The sequence below is a fragment of the Streptococcus sp. F2 genome (assembly GCF_056500955.1).
In genome coordinates this window covers 15,854-38,401 of sequence record NZ_JBWKAI010000021.1, presented here as the reverse complement: position 1 = coordinate 38,401, position 22,548 = coordinate 15,854, and the positions used below count along the sequence as shown (strand labels likewise).

At 42.5% G+C, this 22,548-nt stretch carries 16 protein-coding genes, 1 tRNA gene and 1 pseudogene; 14 read left to right on the top strand and 4 right to left on the bottom strand.

Annotated elements, in window-relative coordinates; all coding sequences use genetic code 11:
- Positions 1–212 (top strand): annotated as a pseudogene (locus ACYTR8_RS07340) (hypothetical protein); the annotation flags it as partial.
- Here ACYTR8_RS07340 and ACYTR8_RS07335 read toward each other — a convergent pair.
- Positions 213–283 (bottom strand) — tRNA-Cys (locus ACYTR8_RS07335). It abuts the pseudogene before it with no gap.
- 400 nt (positions 284–683) lie between these two features.
- Here ACYTR8_RS07335 and ahpC point away from each other — a divergent pair.
- On the top strand, positions 684–1,244 hold the full coding sequence (ahpC, locus tag ACYTR8_RS07330; RefSeq protein WP_003058719.1) for an alkyl hydroperoxide reductase subunit C: 561 nt from the start codon (positions 684–686) through the stop codon (positions 1,242–1,244).
- A gap of 20 nt (positions 1,245–1,264) precedes the next feature.
- Positions 1,265–2,797 (top strand): alkyl hydroperoxide reductase subunit F, encoded by a 1,533-nt coding sequence (gene ahpF, locus ACYTR8_RS07325; protein ID WP_479641933.1) that lies wholly within the window; start codon positions 1,265–1,267, stop codon positions 2,795–2,797.
- A gap of 57 nt (positions 2,798–2,854) precedes the next feature.
- Here the strand turns inward: ahpF and hutI are convergent, their stop codons facing one another.
- Positions 2,855–4,120 (bottom strand): imidazolonepropionase, encoded by a 1,266-nt coding sequence (hutI, locus tag ACYTR8_RS07320; protein WP_479641932.1) that lies wholly within the window; start codon positions 4,118–4,120, stop codon positions 2,855–2,857.
- Between the two features lie 378 nt (positions 4,121–4,498).
- On the opposite strand from hutI, the gene ACYTR8_RS07315 reads away from it, so the two are divergent.
- From ACYTR8_RS07315 to hutG, 9 genes are all read left to right on the top strand, one after another.
- Entirely contained in the window at positions 4,499–6,529 is a 2,031-nt protein-coding gene (locus ACYTR8_RS07315) for a urocanate hydratase (RefSeq protein WP_479641931.1), read from the top strand.
- Between the two features lie 86 nt (positions 6,530–6,615).
- Positions 6,616–7,515 carry a glutamate formimidoyltransferase gene (gene ftcD / locus ACYTR8_RS07310; protein WP_111717737.1) on the top strand — a complete coding sequence of 300 codons (900 nt, stop codon included), beginning with the start codon at positions 6,616–6,618 and terminating at the stop codon, positions 7,513–7,515.
- A 10-nt stretch (positions 7,516–7,525) separates the two neighbouring features.
- Entirely contained in the window at positions 7,526–8,152 is a 627-nt protein-coding gene (locus tag ACYTR8_RS07305; protein WP_479641930.1) for a cyclodeaminase/cyclohydrolase family protein, read from the top strand.
- A gap of 17 nt (positions 8,153–8,169) precedes the next feature.
- Complete coding sequence (locus ACYTR8_RS07300; protein WP_479641929.1) at positions 8,170–9,843, top strand: formate--tetrahydrofolate ligase; 1,674 nt, start codon at positions 8,170–8,172, stop codon at positions 9,841–9,843.
- A 21-nt stretch (positions 9,844–9,864) separates the two neighbouring features.
- Positions 9,865–10,461: a HutD/Ves family protein gene (locus ACYTR8_RS07295; protein ID WP_269760129.1), complete on the top strand. Its 597-nt coding sequence runs from the start codon at positions 9,865–9,867 to the stop codon at positions 10,459–10,461.
- Between the two features lie 228 nt (positions 10,462–10,689).
- Positions 10,690–12,009, top strand: a complete 1,320-nt coding sequence (locus ACYTR8_RS07290; protein WP_479640070.1) for an APC family permease — start codon at positions 10,690–10,692, stop codon at positions 12,007–12,009.
- Positions 12,010–12,066: 57 nt separating this feature from the next.
- On the top strand, positions 12,067–12,324 hold the full coding sequence (locus ACYTR8_RS07285) for a hypothetical protein (protein WP_479640069.1): 258 nt from the start codon (positions 12,067–12,069) through the stop codon (positions 12,322–12,324).
- A gap of 68 nt (positions 12,325–12,392) precedes the next feature.
- Positions 12,393–13,934, top strand: coding sequence for a histidine ammonia-lyase (gene hutH / locus ACYTR8_RS07280; protein ID WP_479640068.1), 1,542 nt, complete (start codon positions 12,393–12,395; stop codon positions 13,932–13,934).
- 186 nt (positions 13,935–14,120) lie between these two features.
- Positions 14,121–15,107, top strand: coding sequence for a formimidoylglutamase (hutG, locus tag ACYTR8_RS07275; protein ID WP_111717743.1), 987 nt, complete (start codon positions 14,121–14,123; stop codon positions 15,105–15,107).
- A gap of 30 nt (positions 15,108–15,137) precedes the next feature.
- Here hutG and ACYTR8_RS07270 read toward each other — a convergent pair whose 3' ends face one another.
- Positions 15,138–18,212 (bottom strand): AAA family ATPase, encoded by a 3,075-nt coding sequence (locus tag ACYTR8_RS07270; protein ID WP_479641928.1) that lies wholly within the window; start codon positions 18,210–18,212, stop codon positions 15,138–15,140.
- 258 nt (positions 18,213–18,470) lie between these two features.
- Here ACYTR8_RS07270 and rpsB point away from each other — a divergent pair, with 258 nt between their 5' ends.
- Positions 18,471–19,238: a 30S ribosomal protein S2 gene (rpsB, locus tag ACYTR8_RS07265; RefSeq protein WP_003053073.1), complete on the top strand. Its 768-nt coding sequence runs from the start codon at positions 18,471–18,473 to the stop codon at positions 19,236–19,238.
- Positions 19,239–19,371: 133 nt separating this feature from the next.
- Positions 19,372–20,412: a translation elongation factor Ts gene (tsf, locus tag ACYTR8_RS07260; protein ID WP_111717745.1), complete on the top strand. Its 1,041-nt coding sequence runs from the start codon at positions 19,372–19,374 to the stop codon at positions 20,410–20,412.
- Between the two features lie 172 nt (positions 20,413–20,584).
- On the opposite strand, the gene pepO is transcribed toward tsf, so the two are convergent.
- Positions 20,585–22,480, bottom strand: coding sequence for an endopeptidase PepO (gene pepO / locus ACYTR8_RS07255; RefSeq protein ID WP_479641927.1), 1,896 nt, complete (start codon positions 22,478–22,480; stop codon positions 20,585–20,587).
- Positions 22,481–22,548 lie beyond the last annotated feature (68 nt).

Below are 22,548 nucleotides of genomic sequence, written 5' to 3'. Positions count from 1 at the left end.
TGGCATGCTTAAATCTCAAAAAACTGGTCAAAAGGATGGCGGGAGAGCCTTTTTATTTTGTTCAGATGAGGTGGTTTAAGCACGGAAACAGCCATTTTTATCTAAAAACACTAAAAAAGACAAACACCAAATCGATGTTTGTCTTCAATCTGAAAGCTCGACATAACGAGCTTTTTTCTTGTGAGTTTCTCCTGATAAATCAGGTTCTCTGAAGGCGGTAGACGGATTTGAACCGACGATCAAGCTTTTGCAGAGCCGTGCCTTACCACTTGGCTATACCGCCACAACACAAATTATTTTACCTTAATTCCCTATATCCGTCAAGTATTATTTCTAGCTCCCAGATGTCACCATTTCTCCCTCTCCTAACAAACTGCCCCTTAATGTTTTGGAAAAAGTCCTTTTTTAGATTAAGTTAGCTTAATTTGTTGAAAAAAATTTCAATGAAAGCGCTTTAATATGGTTAAATTTTCTGTTAAAACTAATTTTATTAACCCTTTGATTTCACGGGTCTGGTGGCTTAATTAGAATGATTTTAATATATGTGATGCTATTCACATCTAAATTGTCAGAAAACAATAGGCACTAATCTGGGAAAATCAAGGGTTTTTGATTGGACATCCGCTTGTCGTTCTTTTATAATACAAGTATAAAAATTTAATAAATAAGAGGAGGACAGCTACATGTCTCTAATTGGAAAAGAAATTACTGAATTTTCAGCCGATGCTTACCATAATGGTAAATTTATCAAGGTAACAAGCGATGACGTTAAGGGCAAATGGTCTATCTTCTGCTTCTATCCAGCAGATTTCTCATTTGTTTGTCCAACAGAGCTAGGTGACCTTCAAGAACAATATGAAGCACTAAAAGCATTAGATGTTGAAGTTTACTCTGTTTCAACAGATACTCACTTTGTCCACAAAGCTTGGCATGATGATTCAGATGTTGTTGGTACAATCACTTACCCAATGATTGGTGACCCATCTCACCTTATTTCTCAAGCCTTTGAGGTTTTAGGAGAAGATGGTCTCGCTCAACGTGGAACATTTATCGTGGACCCAGATGGCATTATCCAAATGATGGAAATCAATGCTGATGGTATCGGACGTGATGCTAGCACATTGCTTGACAAGATTCACGCTGCTCAATACGTTCGTAAACATCCAGGTGAAGTTTGTCCAGCTAAATGGAAAGAAGGCGCTGAAACATTGACACCAAGTCTTGACCTAGTTGGTAAGATTTAACACCCCTAAGGAGGAAGATTATGGCATTAAGTCCTGATATTAAAGAACAACTTGCCCAATACCTCACCTTGTTAGAATCTGACCTGGTTTTGCAAGCTTATCTTGGTGATGACGAACAGTCTCAAAAGGTTAAAGACTTCGTGGAAGAAATTGCTGCGATGTCTGATCGTATTTCGGTTGAAGAAACTGTCTTAGACCGTAAACCAAGCTTTAAAGTTGCGAAAAAAGGAGAAGATAGTGGGGTTGCCTTTGCTGGTCTACCTTTAGGCCACGAATTTACGTCTTTCATCCTTGCCCTCTTGCAAGTATCTGGACGTGCTCCAAAAGTAGATCAAGATGTTATTGACCGCATCAAGGTTATTGATCGCCCACTGCATTTTGAAACCTACGTCAGCTTAACCTGCCATAACTGTCCAGACGTTGTTCAAGCTCTCAACATTATGTCTGTTTTGAATGACAAGATTTCACATACTATGGTGGAAGGTGGCATGTTCCAAGATGAAGTGAAAGCAAAAGGCATTATGTCTGTACCAACTGTCTTCTTAGATGGTGAAGAATTCACTTCAGGCCGTGCTACTATCGAACAACTCTTAGAACAAGTCGCTGGTCCCCTTTCAGAAGAAGCCTTTGCGGATAAAGGAGTCTATGATGTCCTTGTTGTTGGTGGTGGACCTGCGGGCAATAGTGCTGCTATCTATGCAGCTCGTAAAGGATTGAAAACAGGTTTATTGGCTGAAACCTTTGGTGGTCAGGTCATGGAAACTGTCGGCATCGAAAATATGATTGGTACCCTTTACACTGAAGGACCAAAATTAATGGCCGAAGTGGAGGCCCATACCAAGTCTTACGATGTGGACATTATCAAAGCACAACTAGCTACTTCTATCGAGAAAAAAGAAAACATCGAGGTTACTCTAGCTAATGGTGCGGTTTTACAAGCCAAAACTGCTATTTTAGCTCTTGGTGCCAAATGGCGTAACATCAATGTTCCTGGAGAAGATGAATTCCGTAATAAAGGGGTGACTTACTGCCCTCACTGTGATGGTCCTCTCTTTGAAGGCAAGGATGTTGCTGTTATCGGTGGTGGAAACTCTGGATTAGAAGCTGCCCTTGATTTGGCTGGTCTTGCTAAACACGTTTACGTGTTAGAATTCTTGCCTGAGCTCAAAGCTGACAAAGTGCTTCAAGACCGCGCAGCTGATACTGCTAACATGACTATTATCAAAAATGTTGCTACTAAAGACATTGTTGGTGACGATTATGTTACTGGTCTCAACTACACTGAACGTGATAGCGGTGAAGACAAACACATTGACCTTGAAGGGGTCTTTGTCCAAATTGGTCTTGTTCCAAACACAGCTTGGCTCAAGGATAGCGGTGTGAACCTAACCGATCGTGGTGAAATTATCGTGGATAAACATGGGTCAACCAATATTCCTGGTATCTTTGCTGCTGGGGACTGTACTGATTCAGCTTATAAACAAATCATTATTTCAATGGGATCTGGGGCTACTGCTGCCATCGGTGCCTTTGACTACTTGATTCGTCAATAATAATACCCTATCAAAAGAAGCTTTGAGCATTAGCTCAAAGCTTCTTTTTGGGACTTTTTAAAGGATGCGACCTTGGTCAACGACAAGTTGACCTTTTTTGTAAACTTGATGGATCAAGTTAGTGGCAAAGAAATAAAGAGGATAATCAATATTTGGAGCGTCAAAAATGGCAATATCTGCTTCTTTACCAACTGTCAAACTGCCAACTCTCTCCTGACGATTGACAGAGTATGCCGCATTAATAGTAACAGCATTTAACACTTCAATGGGCGTTAAGCGTAACATGAAACACCCTAACTGCATGACAAATTGCATATTAGCTGTTGGACAACTACCAGGATTACTATCTGTTGAGAGAGTAATGGCCATGCCAGCATCAATCATCTTGCGCGCTGGTGCATAGGTATCTTCCATTAAACTAAAGGTAGTCGCTGGGAGAAGATTTCCAATCACGCCTGCTTGACTCATTTTGGCGATGCCCTCATCAGTTGCCATCATTAAGTGTTCTGCACTTATGGCGCCCAGTTCTGCTGCTACATCAACCCCACCGATAGACGCAATTTCGTCTGCGTGAATACGAAGCTTGAAGCCTAATTCTTTAGCCTTACTTAAAAGATAACGTGATTCCTCCGCAGTAAAGACATTCTTCTCACAAAAAATATCACAAAATTCTGCCAGATTCTCTTTCTTCACCTCTGGCAACATCTGCTCAACAATCTCATCGAGGTAAGCCTTAGCATTCCCTTTGTATTCTTCAGGAATCGCATGAGCTGCCATAAAAGTCGAGACCAAATCAATAGGATGATCTTTTTCCAAGGCAGCAACAACACCCAATTGGCGTTTTTCTGTTTCCCAGTCAAGGCCGTAACCACTTTTAGCTTCGACGGTAGTTACCCCGTGAAGCAACATATAATCCAGCAATCTCTTAGATTTTTGATAAAGATTGTTAAAGCTAGCTGCCCGAGTGGCCCTTACCGTGCTTAAAATGCCTCCACCTTGAGCAAGAATATCTAAATAAGGAACGCCTGCTAGTTTCTGTGCAAATTCATGTTCTCGACTACCGCCATAAACTAAATGGGTATGACAGTCAATAATACCAGGTGTCGCAATTTTACCTTCATATGAACGCACAACAGTCTCTGGTCCAATTAAACTAGCATCTGGCTGTCCGGAACCAAGGGTCATGATGAGACCATCTTTGAGAGCCAAGTAACCATCTTCGATAATGGTAGCTTCTTTCATTTCTTGCCCGGTCAAAGGATGACCAGGATCATTGGGGCAAACGATTTGATTAAAATGTGTTAATAAGACATCAGCAACCATAAAAACCTCCTTTATTAGCATGACTTGTTATCAGATTGCGATTCATTCGTTATAAGGGAAAGACACTGCTCAGTCCTGCTCTTTTGACAGGAAATTTGCTGGTCAATCTGCTTTTGGAAGACTAGATTTGGCTCCTTCCCCTAACTGATGACTTGAGTCTGTCATCGTTCAGCACTTGAGACAAAAAGTCTCTCTTTCCCTAGTTTCATTTTGTCATACCATCATCTTACTGTCAAAGCGTCAAAATTTAGTCAAAAAATAGGTTATCGCGATATTTTTAGACTTTTTTAGCATTTCTATCTCTGATTGACTTTTTATAGACTAGACTAAGTTAGACTAATCTCGACAATAAAAAAATGATTTAAGGAGGAGTTTTCTATGTCATTTTACAGTGAAACTGAAATAGCTGCTGCTATGACCGTTAAGTTAGACGATGTTTTTCCTGAAAAGACTGTGTTCGAAGAAGGTATCCGCAGAGCACCGGACAGAGGTTTTCGATTAAGCCAGTCTCAAACCGAAATTGCCTTAAAAAATGCCCTACGCTATGTACCTACGAAGTTCCACGAAGAAGTCATTCCAGAATTTTTGGAAGAACTCAAAACCCGTGGCCGCATTTATGGCTACCGCTGGAGACCAAAAGATCGCATTTATGGAAAACCAATTGACGAGTACAAAGGCACTTGTACAGCCACCAAGGCTATGCAAGTCATGATTGACAATAACTTGAGTTTTGAGATTGCCTTGTACCCTTACGAATTAGTTACTTATGGAGAAACTGGTTCTGTTTGTGCTAACTGGATGCAATACCAATTAATCAAAAAATACCTAGAGGTCATGACTGATGAACAAACCTTAGTGGTTGAGTCTGGTCATCCAGTTGGTCTCTTCAAATCCAAACCTGAAGCGCCTCGCGTTATCATTACAAATGGCCTTTTGGTGGGTGAATACGACAACATGAAAGACTGGGAAATCGCCGAAGAGATGGGTGTCACCAACTATGGTCAAATGACCGCAGGTGGTTGGATGTATATTGGCCCACAAGGGATTGTTCATGGAACATTTAATACTCTCTTAAATGCTGGTCGTCTCAAACTTGGAGTGGCTGATGACGGTGATTTGACCGGTAAGCTTTTCATCTCATCTGGTCTAGGAGGCATGAGTGGGGCACAAGGTAAGGCTGCAGAAATTGCTAAAGCCGTTGCCATTGTTGCTGAGGTTGACCAATCTCGGATTGAAACCCGTCATTCTCAAGGCTGGATCAGTCAAATTGCCGAAAGCCCTGAAGAAGCTCTGCAATTAGCCCAAAAAGCCATAGATGCTAAAGAATCTACTTCCATTGCTTACCATGGTAATATTGTTGACCTTTTAGAATACGTCAATGACAACCATATTCATGTTGACCTTTTGTCAGACCAAACCTCTTGTCACAATGTTTACGATGGTGGTTACTGCCCAGTCGGCATCACTTTTGACGAAAGAACCCGGCTCTTGGCAGAAGATAAAGATACCTTCCACCAAATGGTTGATGATACCTTGGCACGGCATTTTGAAGCTATTAAGACGTTAACTGAAAATGGCACCTATTTCTTTGACTACGGCAATGCCTTTATGAAGTCTGTTTACGACTCTGGTATTAAAGAAATTTCTAAGAATGGTCTTGACGACAAAGACGGCTTTATTTGGCCATCCTATGTGGAAGATATCATGGGTCCTATGCTTTTTGACTACGGCTATGGACCATTCCGTTGGGTCTGCTTGAGTGGTAATCACGATGACTTAGTTGCAACTGACCATGCAGCTATGGAAGCCATCAATCCTGACCGCCGTTACCAAGACCGTGACAACTATAACTGGATTCGTGATGCTGAGAAAAATCAATTGGTCGTCGGCACACAAGCCCGTATCCTTTACCAAGACTGTATTGGTCGTGTGAATATCGCCCTTAAATTTAACGAATTAGTCCGCGAAGGTAAGATTGGACCTGTCATGATTGGCCGTGACCACCATGACGTGTCTGGTACTGACTCACCATTCCGTGAAACCTCAAACATTAAAGACGGTTCCAATGTCACCTGTGATATGGCAGTTCAATGTTACGCTGGTAACGCTGCGCGTGGTATGAGTTTAGTGGCCCTCCATAACGGTGGCGGAACTGGTATCGGTAAAGCCATTAACGGCGGCTTTGGACTTGTTCTAGATGGTAGCGAACGCATTGATGAGATTATTAAATCTGCCATTGCTTGGGACACTATGGGCGGTGTAGCTCGCCGTAACTGGGCTCGCAATGAACACGCTATTGAAACCGCTATTGAGTATAATCGTCTCCATGCAGGTACTGATCACATCACTATTCCATATTTGGCTGACGATAACCTTGTGACTTCAGCGGTAGATCAATTATTTCAGTAAAAGCAGTTAGATAAAATGTAAGCGTTATCTATAATAGATAACCCATTCTCTTAATGAGTAACTCAATGACATAAAAGGAGATTAACATGGCGAAAATTGTTGAATGTATTCCCAACTTCTCAGAAGGCCAAAATCAGGCTGTTATCGACGGCTTGGTAGCGACGGCCAAAAGTATTCCTGGAGTGACCCTCCTCGATTACTCTTCTGATGCGAGCCACAACCGGAGCGTGTTTACCTTAGTTGGAGACGATCAGTCTATCCAGGAAGCAGCTTTCCAACTGATTAAATACGCTTCTGAAAACATTGACATGACCAAACATCATGGCGAACACCCTCGTATGGGTGCCACCGATGTCTGCCCGTTCGTCCCAATCAAAGACATCACCACAGCAGAATGTGTTGAGATTTCCAAACAAGTCGCAGAACGGATTAACCGTGAACTTGGAATCCCAATCTTCCTTTATGAAGATTCTGCCACACGCCCAGAACGTCAAAACCTTGCTAAAATCCGTAAAGGTCAGTTTGAAGGCATGCCAGAAAAACTGTTGGAAGAGGACTGGGCACCTGATTACGGAGACCGTAAGATTCACCCAACTGCTGGAGTAACTGCCGTCGGTGCTCGCATGCCATTGGTTGCCTTCAATGTTAATTTGGATACTGACAATATCGACATTGCTAATAAAATTGCTAAAATTATCCGCGGTTCAGGTGGTGGCTACAAATATTGTAAAGCTATCGGTGTTATGTTAGAAGACCGCCATATTGCCCAAGTCTCCATGAACATGGTTAACTTTGAAAAATGTTCTCTTTACCGTACTTTTGAAACCATTCGCTTTGAAGCTAAACGGTATGGGGTTAACATTATCGGTTCGGAAGTCATCGGACTTGCGCCAGCCAAAGCCTTAATCGATGTGGCTGAATACTACTTGCAAGTTGAGGATTTTGACTACAATAAACAGGTTCTTGAAAACCATTTGCTAGGTTAGGAGGTTCTCTATGGGTTTAGTTGATTTAAGCTTAACAGATTTCGCTAAAGTCCTTGGCTCAGATGCCCCTGCTCCAGGTGGTGGTTCTGCTGCTGCTCTCTCTGGCGCTAATGGCATTTCCTTGACCAAGATGGTCTGTGAATTGACCCTCGGTAAGAAAAAATACGCTGACTACCAAGATATTATTACAGAGGTCCACGCTAAAAGCACCGCTCTACAAGCTAGCTTGCTTGCAGCCATTGACAAAGACACCGAAGCTTTTAACCTAGTTTCTGCCGTTTTTGATATGCCAAAAGAGACTGACAAAGACAAGGCTGCCAGACGAACTGCCATGCAAGAGGCTTTAAAAAAAGCTGCACAATCACCATTTGAGATGATGACCCTCATGGTCGAAGCACTCGAAACCACTGCAAAAGCCGTTGGCAAGTCCAATACAAATGCTGCTAGTGACCTCGGAGTAGCTGCTTTAAACTTAAAAGCAGGTTTACAAGGCGCTTGGTTGAATGTTTTGATTAATCTGTCTGGCATCAAAGATGAAGACTTTGTTACCGACTATCGCCAAAAAGGACAAGCCTTACTAGACAAGGGCTGTCACTTGGCCGATGACATCTACACGAAAATTCTCGATATTGTTTAACAAGTAAAGGAGCAACTATGGTTTTATCAGATATTGAAATAGCCAACTCTGTCACTATGGAACCTATCAGTAAGGTTGCCGATCAATTAGGGATTGACGAGGAAGCCCTCTGTCTCTATGGCAAATACAAGGCAAAAATTGATGCCCATCAACTGGTTGCCCTAAAAGATAAGCCTGATGGTAAATTGATTCTTGTCACTGCTATCTCACCAACACCAGCTGGTGAAGGTAAAACCACCACTTCTGTTGGGTTGGTAGATGCTCTCGCTGCCATTGGAAAAAAAGCAGTTATTGCCCTTCGTGAACCTTCTCTTGGTCCTGTTTTTGGGGTTAAAGGAGGAGCTGCTGGCGGTGGCCACGCGCAAGTTGTCCCAATGGAAGACATCAACCTCCACTTTACAGGGGACTTTCATGCTATCGGTGTCGCCAACAACTTATTAGCTGCCTTGATTGATAACCACATTCACCATGGCAATAGCCTAGGCATTGATTCTAGACGTATCACTTGGAAACGTGTGGTGGATATGAATGACCGCCAGCTTCGTCATATTGTTGACGGCTTGCAAGGCAAGGTCAACGGGGTACCTCGTGAAGATGGTTATGACATTACCGTCGCCTCTGAAATCATGGCAATCCTGTGCCTATCCGAAAATATTTCTGACCTTAAAGCCCGCCTTGAAAAAATCATCATCGGTTACAACTACCAAGGTGAACCTGTAACAGCTAAAGACTTGAAAGCGGGTGGTGCCCTAGCAGCACTGCTCAAGGATGCGATTCATCCTAATCTCGTGCAAACCCTGGAACACACACCAGCCCTCATTCACGGCGGACCATTTGCTAATATCGCCCATGGCTGTAACAGTGTCCTTGCCACCAAACTAGCCTTGAAATATGGTGATTATGCCGTTACCGAAGCTGGATTTGGTGCTGACCTTGGAGCTGAAAAATTCATTGACATCAAATGCCGCATGTCAGGCCTTCGTCCAGCAGCCGTTGTCCTAGTAGCCACTATTCGTGCCCTTAAAATGCACGGTGGCGTTCAAAAAACTGACTTGGCTACTGAAAATGTTCAAGCCGTTGTGGATGGTTTACCTAACCTTGACAAACATTTGGCTAATATCCAAGACGTCTATGGCCTTCCAGTTGTCGTGGCGATCAATAAATTCCCACTTGATACCGATGCCGAATTACAAGCTGTCTATGATGCCTGCGACAAACGTGGCGTTGAAGTTGTGATTTCTGACGTTTGGGCGAATGGCGGAGCTGGTGGCCGTGAATTAGCTGAAAAAGTAGTAGCATTGGCAGAACAAGACAATCAATTCCGCTTTGTTTACGATGCAGACGATAGCATTGAAACCAAACTGACTAAAATCGTTACCAAGGTTTACGGTGGTAAGGGGATTAGATTGAGCCCTGCAGCCAAACGTGAACTGGCAGAATTAGAACGCCTCGGCTTTGGAAACTACCCAATTTGCATGGCCAAAACCCAATATTCATTCTCAGACGATGCTAAGAAACTTGGCGCACCAACAGACTTTACAGTGACTATTAGCAACCTTAAAGTGTCCGCAGGAGCAGGATTTATCGTTGCCCTGACAGGTGCTATCATGACCATGCCTGGCCTTCCAAAAGTACCTGCCAGCGAAAAAATTGATATTGACGAGGAGGGCAACATCACAGGATTATTCTAATCGCAAATAAGGAGAGAACAAATGACAAAGGTAACAATCAAAACGCCCTCTGATTACCTCCAAACAGACTGGTCTGGTGGCAAAACGAAACAATTGTTCCTTTATCCTGAAAATGGAGACTACGGAGAGAGAAAATTCTCCTACCGTCTCTCAACTGCAACCGTGGCCCTACGACAGACAACTTTTACCTTACTTGACGGCTATCACAGGATCCTAATGAGCCTAGACAAGCCAATCACATTAAGTGATTTGAGTCATGCTAAAGAGATTTCCCTAACTCCTTTTGAACCCTATGCGTTTGAAGGCGATGCCAGAATAGTCAGTCGTGGAACCTGCCAAGACATCAATTTAATGTATGATGATCATTACCGAGGGCAATTATTACCCGTCTGGTCTGACACACCATTTGAGGCACCCAAAGCGGACTGCCAACTGCTTTATGCCCTAAGCAAGCTGACTTATTCTGTGACCAATCAGGTGAATCAAGAACTTGAAGCCAATCACTTGTTGGTAATCGACCAGGAGGCCAGCCTTTCAGACCTAAAAGTTTGCTCCAATCAAACAAGCCCCGTCCAAACCCCAGTAGCTGTTTGGGTAGGCTTATGGCACAACTCCTAATGGAACAAGACCGACGATGTCAGTAGCAAATTATTGACTCAAGTCTCATCTTTTTAGGCTGTCATTCACATCATCACAACAGCTACTTATTTTCTCATCGCTAATCAATGTCTCATCACCGTCGTTAGACTTAAGAGGCAACCTCCTAACACGAGGTATTCTTCATTTCCTAGCGACCCTACCCATTACATTTGAACGCAACTTGCATACAAAAAGGAGAGCATTATTATGGCGTCAAATCACATGAACGAACAAGAAAGAGAACAGGCTAAGTTTAGCTTGAGCGGTGCCACTCTTTACGGTATCAATGCCGTTATCGGCTCTGGTATCTTTCTCTTACCTAGGGCCATTTACAAGGGCCTCGGCCCTGCATCAATCGCCGTTATGTTTGGGACAGCTATTTTGACCATCATGCTGGCGGTTTGTTTTGCAGAAGTCTCTGGCTATTTTGGGAAAAATGGCGGAGCTTTCCAATATTCTAAACGAGCCTTTGGTGATTTTATCGGCTTTAACGTTGGCTTCCTTGGTTGGGCCGTTACCATCTTCGCTTGGGCAGCCATGGCAGCTGGATTTGCCAGAATGTTTATCATTACCTTCCCAGCCTTCGAAGGTTGGCACATTCCTATTAGTGTTGGACTGATTATCTTACTGTCTTTGATGAATATTGCTGGCTTGAAAACCTCTAAAATTTTCACCATCACAGCCACCATTGCTAAGTTAATCCCAATCGTTGCCTTCTCTGCTTGTACCCTTTTCTTCATCAAAAATGGGCTTCCTAATTTTACCCCTTTTGTTCAATTGGAACCAGGGACTGACCTCTTAGGGGCTATTTCCAATACTGCTGTTTATATCTTCTATGGCTTTATCGGTTTTGAAACCCTCTCTATTGTCGCTGGGGAAATGCGTGACCCTGAAAAAAATGTGCCACGTGCTATTTTAGGATCAATCAGCATCGTCTCTGTCTTATACATGCTGATTATCGGTGGAACTATTGCCATGCTTGGCTCTCAAATCATGATGACCAATGCACCTGTTCAAGATGCCTTTGTTAAAATGATAGGCCCTGCTGGCGCTTGGATGGTGTCAATCGGTGCTTTGATTTCCATTACAGGTCTTAACATGGGAGAATCCATCATGGTACCACGTTACGGTGCCGCCATTGCTGACGAAGGGCTCTTACCAGCAGCTATTGCCAAGCAAAATAAAAATGGTGCACCACTCGTTGCTATCTTGGTTTCAGGAGCAATTGCTATTGTACTTCTACTCACTGGCTCATTTGAAAGCTTAGCGGAATTAAGTGTCATTTTTAGATTTTTCCAGTACATTCCAACAGCTTTAGCAGTCATTAAAATGCGGAAACTTGAACCAAATACTCAAGTAGCTTTTCGAGTTCCTTTTGGGTCAGTTATACCTATAATTGCAGTTATAATAAGTCTATTAATGATATGGGGAGAAAACCCAATGTATTTTGTATATGGTCTTATCGGGGTCATAATTTCTACTACTATTTATTTTATTATGAAAGTACTAAATAAAAGATTTGCTTAATAAAAAACTTGGCTATTAAAAATAATTTTACGGAAGTTTAAAGCAAGGAGACTAATGATGAAATCTACAACATTAAAAATGATAATATTACTTACTGCTGTATTAGGTGTAACTATAATGACTTCTGAAAAAGTAAGTGCAGCTACTTGTCCCAACAGTCCATACACAGAATCTTGGAGGGATCCTAGATGTAATCTGACAGAAAAGGATTACAAAGATATTTATAATCTGGGTAAGTGGGCAATTTCCTGTGCAGTTGCTGCTAACGAAGCTCGTAAAGGTAATCCTGCAGCTCTAGTAGGATGCCTTCCTTAAGCTAAAAAATATTTTCAACTGATAAACCATTAATTTTTAATAGCCATTTTATTATAGGAGAAAAAACTATGACAAGAGTGATTAATTTAGATGGCGAAAGCCTTACCCTCGAAGATGTGATTGCGATTGCTCGCCAAGGTGTAGCCTGTCGCATTGATAACAGTGCTGTTGAAGCTGTGAACGCCTCTCGTAAAATTGTTGATGACATTGTCAACGAAAAACGGGTCGTTTACGGGGTGACCACTGGTTTTGGATCCCTTTGTAACGTGAGCATTTCACCAGAAGATACGGTCCAACTCCAAGAAAATCTGATTCGTACCCATGCCAGTGGTTTTGGTGATCCATTGCCAGAAGATGCCGTGCGCGCTATCATGCTTATCCGTATCAACTCTCTCGTCAAAGGGTATTCTGGTATTCGTCTCTCCACCATTGAAAAATTAGTAGAACTGCTCAACAAAGGGGTTCACCCTTACATTCCTGAAAAAGGTTCCCTAGGAGCTTCAGGAGATTTGGCGCCGCTTGCTCACATGGTGCTTCCTATGCTTGGTCTAGGGAAAGCTTACTATAAAGGTGAACTCCTTTCTGGTCAAGAGGCTCTTGATAAAGCTGGTATCGACAAGATTTCTTTAGCCGCTAAAGAAGGTTTAGCCCTTATCAACGGAACAACCGTTCTGACTGGTATCGGTGCCCTTGCAACCTATGATGCCATTCAATTATTGAAATTGTCAGACCTAGCGGGTGCCCTTTCCCTTGAAGTGCATAACGGAATCACTAGTCCATTTGAAGAAAATCTTCACACCATTCGCCCACAAAGCGGCCAGTTGGCAACAGCTCGCAATATCCGAAACCTCCTCGAAGGTAGCCAAAACACAACCGTAGCTACTCAATCTCGTGTGCAAGACCCTTACACCTTGCGCTGCATCCCTCAAATTCATGGGGCTAGCAAAGACAGTATTGCCTATGTCAAATCCAAAGTTGACATTGAAATCAATTCTGTCACAGATAACCCAATTATCTGTAAAGACGGCCACGTTATTTCAGGAGGTAACTTCCACGGAGAACCAATGGCACAGCCATTTGACTTCTTAGGCATTGCCATTTCTGAAATCGGAAATGTTTCTGAACGCCGTGTGGAACGTTTGGTCAATAGCCAACTCAGCAAATTACCATCTTTCCTTGTCAAATACCCAGGTCTCAATTCAGGCTTTATGATTACTCAGTACGCCTGTGCCTCTCTTGCTTCTGAAAACAAGGTTTTGGCACATCCAGCCAGCGTGGATTCTATCCCATCTTGTGAAAACCAAGAAGATTTTGTCAGCATGGGCACAACCGCTGCTCGCAAGGCCGGTGAAATCCTTAAAAATTCTCGCCGCATCGTGGCTACTGAAATCATGGCAGCCTGCCAAGCTCTTGATCTCAAACCTGAAAATCATGAACTAGGTAAAGGGACTAAGGTTGCCTACGATCTCTTCCGCAAGGAAGTTAACTTTATCGAACACGATAAAGACATCGAAATCTACGATGAATTAAACAAGGCATCAGCAGTCATTGAAGACCCAAGCTTCCTCGAAGCGATTGAACAGGCAGTTGAGTTGAGTATCCAATTTTAGTGAATAAGGTACTTCTTTAACCAAAAGGGGCTGTGGCAAAAGTCATGGCCTCTTTGGGCTAACTGACTGGGACCAAAAGCAGACGATTTTATTGCTCTGCTATTCCTAAAAAGCAGTGACAAAGGCCAAGAAAGTGTTGACTCTAAGCTTTATTTTGCTATCATAATCCTAAAGGAGATGACGCGCATGCTAGAAGATTACTACCCATCCACCACTAGTTACTACCATGGTGCGATTGATGACGATTTATACGCTGCCAAATGGGGCATGGTTATGACTTTCCTTGACCTTAACGACAGCTCACTAACCCCATTTGAAGGGACACATTTTGCCTTGATTGGCTTTAAAAGTGATAAGGGAGTTTATATCAATAATGGTCGTGTCGGAGCAGTCGAAAGTCCAGCCGCCATACGAACCCAGCTCGCCAAACTCCCTTGGCATTTAGGAAACCAAGTCATGGTTTACGATGTAGGAAACATTGACGGCCCCAACCGCTCTTTGGAACAACTGCAAAACAGTTTAAGCAAGGCCATCAAACGGATGCGTGACCTTAATCTCAGACCCATCGTCTTAGGAGGCGGCCACGAAACAGCCTACGGGCATTACTCAGGCCTTCGTCAAAGCCTAGCCCCAAGTGACGACCTAGCCGTCATTAACATGGATGCTCACTTTGATTTAAGGCCCTACGACCAAACAGGTCCCAATTCTGGCACCGGATTCCGCCAGATGTTTGATGATGCCGTTGCGGAAAATCGCCTTTTTAACTATCTTGTTTTAGGCATTCAAGAACATAATAATAATCTTTTCTTATTTGACTTTGTAGCAAAATCCAAGGGCATTCAATTTTTGACTGGGCAAGATATTTATCGCATGGGCTATCAAAAGGTTTGCCAAACCATTGATCGTTTCTTAGAGGGGCAAGAAAGAGTCTATCTGACCATTGACATGGACTGCTTCTCAGTTGGTGCTGCACCTGGGGTTAGTGCTATCCAATCCCTCGGTGTTGACCCAAATCTTGCTGTCTTGGTTTTGCAACACATTGCAGCTAGCGGAAAATTAGTTGGCTTTGATGTGGTTGAGGTTTCACCACCGCACGATATTGATAACCACACCGCCAATTTAGCAGCCACCTTTATCTTTTACCTCGTACAGATTATGGCACAACATAGCTAAAACCCTCTGATGCGCATCAGAGGGTTCTCCTTAGCTTTTAGCAGATAATTGCTGACGCAAATCGTTCAACTCACTCACCAAATGACAATCGCGGTAAGGGTTGAGGTTAGTACTAGCAATTTCATAATAATACTCAAAGGATTCTGTCAACAGGCGAGCTACCATTTCTTTTTCCTGCTGACTTAGGGTATCTCCTTGACGTATCAATTGGTACTTGACCACAGCCATCAAATAGAAAACCAATCCCTTGTCACGCGGATTGCGATACCTAGACATCAAGGTTTCCCTGTGACCAAGTAGGGACAAGGCTGGCTGATAATGGCCTTTTTTCCACTGAATCATGGCCAAGTATATCTCGAGCTGGGTTTCTTTCCATGGGTAAATATGATTAGCCAAAGCTTCTTTAGCTAAACTCAAGATTTGCTCAGCTTGATCAAAATGACCCAAATAGAAATAAGAAATCCCTAATCCAATGTAAAAAATACTCACCGATAATTCAGCTGGCTTGTTGTCTGTTAAGGAGATGGCTTCTTTTTGGTAAGCAACAGCCTTTTCAAACTGATAGCGAATCTGGGCAATCTCTCCCAAATAATCTAAGGCAGCAGCAATCTGAATCGCATAGTTAGCCTGCAATCCTGGCGTCACCTTAAAGAAATCAATTGACTGTTGAAGCAGATGTTCAGCCTCATCTAACTCCCCAACAATCAAATGATAGAGGCCTTTTAACCGCAAACTAATCGCTATAGCCTCAAAATGATTAGCAGAAACCGCTGCCTCCAGTGAAAGGCTAGTGTAATAACGCATCTCTGGCTTGTTTTCAACTTGGATACAGTAATGAATTAGCTGACGATAACCTTCTAACAAGAAGGATGTCTGCTTTAGCTCAGTTGCCAAAGCGATAACCTTTTGAATGTTTTTAATCCCTTCTTGATACCTCCCTGTTCGGATATCGTAACGGCCTTCAAGGTAAGCAAAACGAATCAATAACTGTTGAAAATCGCGGTTATTATCATAGGTCAGTTCCAAATCCGCAATGCTTTGCCGAATCTTATCAAACTGCCTTTCCATCAAACGATGATTATCACGATCAGATTTTTCCACTAACCCAACACTCTTGGAGTAAATAGGAAACAGTTCATGCTGAAATTGCAGGGTAGCATCAAGGTAATTGAGGTTATATTCTAAAGCCTTAATCACCTGTCGTGATTCTTTATAGTGGTAAGCAATAGCCTCAAGCAAAGTTGGACTTGGAGGTAAAAGAGGTAATAATTCCTCCAATCGTTTGGCAATTTGCCCGTGCAATAAACGCCTCTTCGATAAAGACAGACGGTCATAACAATAGAGTTGAATAATCCGCTGACGAAAAGAAATCAGCACCTCTTCTCCCTTATTCTCTTCCATTAAAATATAATAATGGCATAGACTATCCACCATCTCAATGACTTCCTCAAGCGGCAGCAGCATCAGCTGAGCCAAGGTGTTTAAAGGCACGGCTCCTCGGCAACAAGATAGGTAGTGCAACAGTTCATCATCACGGCTATTGAGATTAGCTAATTTTAGCCCCAATTTAGCCTTAATAGCAGGGGTTAGAGGCACAAACTTTTCTTTTCGCAACAAGGTTTGGGTGTATTCTGATAAGAAAAAAGGGATTCCTTGACTAGCTTGATAGAGGTGATCGATGTCTTGCTCCGTCACACTCTGGCTCTCCAATTGACTGCGAATATAAGCTGAACTTTCTTGTCGGGTGAACGGTTCCAGTCGAATACTTTCTAAGCGTCCCTGACTGATTAAAGCATTTAGACAAGTTCCCAGTTGAGGAGTGGTTCCTAAATGTTTGGTCAAAACAAAAGCTATGGGATAATGGGACAGCTGATTCATGACCCGTTGCAGTAAGGTCAAACTGTCCTCATCCATCCAGTGACAATCTTCAATCAATACTACTAAAGCCTTGATGTCTGCTAGATTTTGTAAAATATCAACTACAAAGGAAACCAACAAACTGGTATGGTCTTTAACAAAAGGATGCGCCACATGCTCTTGAAAAACGGTCGCCGTTGGGAAACATTGCTTGAGCGCTGCTCGCCACGCTTTGGTCGACAACAAGCGATGCTGAATCACCAAGTCCCCTAAGCCATCTAAAATATTACGCCAAGGCAACAAAGAGTCCATAGCCTCTTCTCGAAAACAATTAGCCGTCACAATTTGGTAATCCTGCGTTTGATTAGCCAGCACTTGTCTCGCCAGCGTCCGCTTACCAATCCCAGTATCTCCAACCAAAAGTAAAGCGCCTACTTCTCGATAGGTTAAACAATTAGCAAAATAAGCTTCTAGTTGCTTAATTTCATCAATCCGACCCAAAAAATGATTACTATTACGTAAAAAATGTTTGATTTTACGTTCATTACGATCTTTGGCGACTACTTCCTGATAAATCTGTTGGCTTTGCGGACTAGGTTGAATCCCTAATTCTTTATCCAAAACATTCACTAATTGATAATAGGTCTCGATGACCTTACTAGGACGATTATCTTGCTGATAAAGTCGCATCAAGAGCTGGTAATTTTTCTCTTCAAATTCATCACGTTCAATAAGTTGTTTTAAATGCTCTTCAGTATCTTCAATGGCATCCAGAGATAGCCCCTCTTCGATTTTTTGATAACAAGTTTTAAGGTAGACCTGCTCACACTGCATGCGAATTTTTGAGACCCACAGGTCAAATTCCTCACCGCTTTTAAGGTAAAAACCTTGTAAAAATTCTCCCTGATACAGTGCCAAATGCGCAAGGGGAGCCTCCAAAAAGCGGGCAATATCAGTTTGAATATCAAGAGCTGGATTTAGGCGAAGCATATTACGATTAGGACAGATAATCACATCACTCTGCAAGACCTTATTAGCCTGATAGATGGTGTTGCGCAAGTTCTTCTTGGCAGTCTGCGTGTTTTTGTTTTCCCATAACAAACTGGCAGCCATCTCACGACTCACAGAACCATTAACAGCTAAATAATAAAGGAGTGCATTCACTTTGGCAAAAGCAAAAAATTGTTCTTCGTTATTGAGCAAAATACGTGGAATGCCAAGCAACTGGAAAGTGATAACGTTATTCATGTAAGCGCCTCCAATAATAATACAAGTTCACTATAACTTAATTCTAAGTATTTCGCAAGTTTTCTCCCGTACCCTTTCACAGGTCCATCGTTTTTATAGGGTTTGAACTTGCTTTTAAGCCTTTTTTTTGATAATATAGTAGGGTCGTGTAGACGGCAAATACTCATTCTAGACCAATTGTGGGCTTGTTGCCGCTAGGTTAGCCTGCAAGTCGAAGTTTAGAAGAGGAAAAAACATTTTATAAAGGAGAAACTACTCATGGCAGTAATTTCAATGAAACAACTTCTTGAGGCTGGTGTTCACTTTGGTCACCAAACTCGTCGCTGGAACCCTAAGATGGCTAAATACATCTTCACAGAGCGTAACGGTATCCACGTTATCGACTTGCAACAAACTGTAAAATTAGCTGACCAAGCTTACGAATTCGTTCGTGACGCAGCAGCTAACGACGCTGTTATCTTGTTCGTTGGTACTAAAAAACAAGCTGCTGAAGCAGTTGCTGACGAAGCAACTCGTGCAGGTCAATACTTCATCAACCACCGTTGGTTGGGTGGAACACTTACTAACTGGGGAACAATCCAAAAACGTATCGCTCGTTTGAAAGAAATCAAACGCATGGAAGAAGAAGGAACTTTCGACGTTCTTCCTAAGAAAGAAGTTGCACTTCTTAACAAACAACGCGCTCGTCTTGAAAAATTCTTGGGCGGTATCGAAGATATGCCTCGTATCCCAGACGTAATGTACGTTGTTGACCCACATAAAGAACAAATCGCTGTTAAAGAAGCCAAAAAACTTGGTATCCCAGTTGTAGCTATGGTTGATACAAACGCTGATCCAGATGATATCGATGTTATCATCCCAGCTAACGATGACGCTATCCGCGCCGTTAAATTGATCACTGCTAAATTGGCTGACGCTGTTATCGAAGGCCGTCAAGGTGAAGATGCAGACGTTGCTTTTGAAGCTGACACTCAAGCTGAGTCAATCGAAGAAATCGTTGAAGTTGTAGAAGGCGACAACGCTTAATTAGCACAGAGTTTCTAACTCTCGTGACAAACTTCGTTTGTCTTTAACAATCGAAAACCAAACGGGGCAGAAAGCAAACCGCTCTGTCTCGTTTTTTTAAACGAAAACAAACATAATTTGGAGGATACTACACATGGCAGAAATTACAGCTAAGCTTGTAAAAGAATTACGTGAAAAATCTGGTGCCGGCGTTATGGACGCTAAAAAAGCACTTGTTGAAACAGATGGTGACATGGACAAAGCCGTTGAACTTCTTCGTGAAAAAGGAATGGCTAAAGCAGCTAAAAAAGCTGACCGTGTTGCTGCTGAAGGTTTAACTGGCGTTTACGTTCATGATAACGTTGCTGCTGTTGTTGAAGTTAACGCTGAAACTGACTTCGTTGCTAAAAACGCGCAATTCGTTGAATTGGTAAACGCAACTGCTAAAGTAATCGCAGAAGGCAAACCAGCTAACAACGAAGAAGCTCTTGCACTTGTAATGCCTTCTGGTGAAACACTTGCTGACGCTTACGTTAACGCAACTGCTACTATCGGTGAAAAAATCTCATTCCGTCGTTTTGCTTTGATTGAAAAAACTGACGAGCAACACTTCGGTGCTTACCAACACAACGGTGGCCGTATCGGGGTTATCTCAGTTGTCGAAGGTGGCGATGATGCTCTTGCTAAACAAGTATCAATGCATATCGCTGCAATGAAGCCAACTGTTCTTTCATACACTGAACTTGATGCACAATTCATCAAAGATGAACTTGCTCAATTGAACCACGCTATTGAACTTGACAACGAATCTCGTGCAATGGTTGACAAACCAGCTCTTCCATTCTTGAAATACGGTTCAAAAGCTCAATTATCAGACGATGTGATTACTGCTGCTGAAGCAGACATCAAAGCTGAACTTGCTGCTGAAGGCAAACCAGAAAAAATCTGGGACAAAATCATCCCAGGTAAAATGGACCGCTTCATGCTTGACAACACTAAAGTTGACCAAGCTTACACTCTTCTTGCACAAGTTTACATCATGGACGACAGCAAAACTGTTGAAGCTTACCTTGACTCAGTAAACGCTAAAGCGATTGCTTTTGCACGTTTTGAAGTTGGTGAAGGTATCGAGAAAAAAGCTAACGACTTCGAATCAGAAGTTGCTGCTACAATGGCTGCTGCCCTTAACAACTAATCACTTTTTCTAATAAGTATCAGAAAAAGATAACTTTCCTACCGGAAGGTTATCTTTTTTTACCTCATCTTTTCTAAAACAAGCATCTCACTAAGTAAAAAACTGATCCTGTACTTCACAGAATCAGTCATTTTTCCAATCACAGGTATTTGAAGGTTTATCAACTACCTACTTACCAAATAATCACACGGTCTTTCGGAGCTCTCCACATAGCGTCGCCTTCTTTAATATCAAAGGTCTCATGGAAAGCATCAAAGTTGGTTAAGGTGACATTTGTTCGCAGTTCACCCGGAGCATGAACATCAATGCTAGCTAGCATTTGCATGTATTCCTCACGGGCCTTCATACGCCAAATCGTCGCAAAGTTAATAAAGAAGTCACGCGCTGAGAAGTCCTCTTCCGATTGTGCCGCTTCTAAAGCACAGGCAACTCCACCTAAATCAGCGACGTTTTCTGAAACTGTTAATTTACCGTTGACCTTAGCACCATGTGACTCTAAGCCGTCAAACTGCGCTACAATCTTATCTGTACGCTCTTTAAAGGCAGCATAGTCCTCTTGTGTCCACCAATCATTTAGGCTACCATGTTCATCAAAGGAAGCACCATTGGTGTCAAAGGCATGTGAAATCTCATGGGCAATGACTGCACCAATACCACCATAATTAGCTGAAGAACTCTGATCTAAAGAATAAAACGGTGCCTGTAAAATTGCCGCAGGGAAGACAATCTGATTTTGCTGAGGATCATAATAAGCATTGACCAAGTGAGCTGGCATATGCCATTCACTACGATCAACTGGCTTGTTCCATTTACTCCAAGTGTGAGCAATCGTGATTTTTGCCAAGTTTTGAGCATTTTCAACCAAAGACAAAGTCTCATCTATCACTTTTTTGGCATAGGTTTCTGGTAGTTTTTCTGGATAACCAATATGTGGCGTGATGACATTTAATTTAGTAATGGCTTTTTCACGTGTGGCTGGTGCTAACCAATCAGCCATTTCTAGACGAGACTTATAAACCTCAATCATGCGTGCCACCTTGCTTTCCACATCAGCCTTAGCTTCTGGGGAGAATTTTTGACCAGCATACCACAAGCCAAGCGCTTGGTTAAACGGTCCTTGCGCCAAATAAAAGGCTGCTTTTTGTTTATCCATGGCTTGAGGCGTTCCAGACAAAGCACGCGCATAGGTACCAGACTGTACACGAATCTCATCGGTCAAGTAAGCATTGTAAGCATTCGCCGCATCCACAATCAAATTAGCTTTGAGTAAATCCCAGTTAGCTTCAGAGTAGTAAGTGGCTGCAAATTCTGTCCAAAAACGTTCTTCAGGGACAATAACCTTGTCAGGTACTTGGCCTAAAATCTTTTCAAAAATGCTATCCAAAGGAAGCTCTGGAGCTAGTTTGGTAAAGTCAGCCCAAGTATAAGGATGGTATAATTTGACATATTCAGAGCCTTCCTCACGAGACAAGACATACTTAGCCAATTGCTTATCCAACTCGATCACCTTATCTAAAAGGTCCTTGATTTCTTCTGTTGAAAAACCAAATTGAGGAAGCAATGTTTCCTGAGATTGACGCCAAATGCCACGCAATTCCTCTGCCTTTTCGTTACCTTCTTCATAATAAGTCGTGTCAGGCAACAGAATGCTTGGTGCTTCTGCCCAAAGCACATTCAGCTGAGCATTCATAAAGTCTGGTGCCACACCAAAGGGAAATTCATTAGGCTGACCTGTCAACTCATATTCAGCTATCTTAGCAGCAAATTCCGCAAAAGAGCCCAAAGCCTTGTAGTCTTCAATCATGGGAAGAACAGGCGCCACACCAATCTCATCACGTTTGTCATAATCCGCTACCAAACGGTGAAATTTAACAAAGTTTGCTAAAATTGCATCATCAGGGACATGATCCCCTGCTAACCAAGCATCTGTAGTGTCTAGCATTAATGCCTCAATTTCATCTGCTAAATCTGAAAAACCACCTGTACGAGGTTTGTCGTCTGGGATAACCGCTGTCTCTGCCCACTTCCCATTGACCGCTTGGTAAAAATCATCTTGATAAGTTGTCATTTCTATCTCCTTTTGTCATTTTAGAATCGCAGAGCTGATAGCTCATCGCTCTAACTATAATCTTTTCC